We start from the raw sequence: 1968 nt of genomic DNA, 5'->3' as shown, positions 1-1968 counted from the left end.
CAGTAGGGGGGGGCAGGGCGTCAGTTCAGCGTGGTCGGCTTGCGCGCGGCGTCGCGACGATCCAGGTCCAGCAGATCGTCGGGCGTGGCTCCTGACGCAAGGACGATGTCCACCGCCCGGCGCCATTCGATGGAATTGGGGTCCAGCATGCTGCGGGCCCGCAGGGCGAACTGGGTGGCTTCGCGCTCCTGGCCGGCGGCGAAATAATACTCGGCCGTCGCCAGACGGGCCTCGCCCTCCTTGCCCTGGGCGGCGTAGGCCTGGCCCAGCAGGCGCCAGGCCATGGTGTTCTCCCGCTCGGCGACGGTGGCGTGTTTCAGCTGGTCGATGGCCTCGTCCAGGTTCTTGGGATCGTCCGTGCCGATCAGGGCGTGGGCCAGGTTGATGCGCAGCAGGGGGGCGTCGGGCTTGAGCCGCACGGCCTCGCGGTGGGCGGCGACGGCCTCGACCGGACGGCCTTCCTCGAAATAGATCTGGCCCTTCAGTTCGGCGAAATAGGGGTTCTGCGGATCCTCGGCGATCAGGGCGTCCACCGCCGACAGGGCCTTGTCGGTCTGGCCGTCGCGATACCAGGCGATGGCGCGGGCGTAGCGGGCGGGCAGGGCCGTGTTGGTCGAGGGATAGGCGCGCAGGGTGGTGTTCGGCGGATCCATGAAGGCGTGGATCTTGGCCAGGATCAGGGCGTGCTGGGCCATCCGCTCGGGGCTGTCGCGATGATCGTAATGGGGCTGGTCCTGGACGAAGCGGCGCATGGATTCGATGCGCTGCGACGACAGGGGGTGGCTGCGGAAATAGGGATAGCGGCGGGCGTCGGAGAAGACTTCCTGGGCGCGGAAATTCTCGAAGAAGGAGACCAGGCCCGCGCCGGATTCGCCGGCGCCCTCCAGGGCGCGGGCGCCGGTCAGGTCGGCTTCGCCCTCCTGGCCCTGCATATACTGAAGCGCGCCGATCGTGCCGAAATACTGGCTGGAGCCCAGCAGGGCGAGGCCCGCGTCCGGCGCGCCGGCGGCAATGGCCAGGGCCCCGAGGGCCATGGTCATGAACATCGGCTGTTTGGCGGCGTTCTGGGCCCCGTCGCGCAGGGTGTGGCGGTTCTTGATATGGCCTGCCTCGTGCGCCATCACCCCCAGCAGTTCGTTGGGGTTCTTGGTCCGCAGGATCAGGCCGGTGTTGACGCCCATGATCCGCCCACGCGTGGCGAAGGCGTTCAGCTCGTTGTCATTGACCAGGAGAACTTCGACGTCGGTCGGGTTCAACCCCATGGAGACGAAGACCGGATCGACCCATTCGCGGATGATGCCCTCGATCTCGGTGTCGCGGATCAGGCTCTGGGCCGAGGCCTGGCCGGCGGCGACGAGGGCTGCGAAGCCCACCGCCGCCGCGGCCAGAACACGAGATGCGGAACGGGGAAGCCACGTCATGGCGTACTCCAGTAGCGGCCGACCCCCGTCTGCATCCTGACAGTCTAATCGTGACCGATCAGCGGCGCCACCACCCACGTTTGGGCTTTTCGGGCGGGGCCGAGATCTGGTTCGGGTCTTCGGCGATGATCGCCTCGACGTCGATCTCGGGCGTCGGGGCGACGAACGGTTCCGGCAGAGCCGCCGGTTGGGGTTCGACAGCGACCGGCGGGACAGGCCGTTCGACCGGCGAGACCATGACCGGCTCGGCGGCCAGGGCCTCTTGCGGCGTCACGTCCAGTTCGACCGGCGCGCCTTCGAGCGCCGCCTCGTTCGGCTCGATGGCCGTGTCGGGGTGCGGCTCGACGTGCGGCTCGGCGGCGGTCTCGATCGGTTCCAGCGCGGCTTCGGTTTCCCGTGCCGGCTGGACCACGGCGTCGGCGCTGGCCGACTTGCGGCGAACGCGACGACGCTGGGGTTCGGGCGCGACGGCGGGGGCCTCCGTCTCCGGCGTCTGGGCCTGGACGGCGTCGGCGCCGGCCCCATCGGCTACGGCCATCGGCGTCAG

The 1968-nt window shown here is 69.5% G+C and carries 1 protein-coding gene and 1 pseudogene; both read right to left on the bottom strand.

Translation table 11 applies throughout. The features are described from left to right. Positions 1-20: 20 nt before the first annotated feature. Complete coding sequence (locus ER13_RS17125) at positions 21-1421, bottom strand: M48 family metalloprotease (RefSeq protein ID WP_035311293.1); 1401 nt, start codon at positions 1419-1421, stop codon at positions 21-23. Positions 1422-1479: 58 nt separating this feature from the next. Continuing rightward, positions 1480-1968 (bottom strand): annotated as a pseudogene (locus ER13_RS18830) (ribonuclease E/G); the annotation flags it as partial.

The sequence above is a fragment of the Brevundimonas sp. EAKA genome (assembly GCF_000698025.1).
GTDB lineage: Bacteria > Pseudomonadota > Alphaproteobacteria > Caulobacterales > Caulobacteraceae > Brevundimonas > Brevundimonas mediterranea_A.
The sequence above is the reverse complement of the archived record's forward strand: the minus strand, read 5'-3'. Positions and strand labels throughout refer to the sequence as shown.

Coding starts and splice junctions, on each gene's coding strand:
- ER13_RS17125 (WP_035311293.1), bottom strand. CDS start 1,421: ATGACGTGGCTTCCCCGTTCCGCATCTCGTGTTCTGGCCGCGGCGGCG.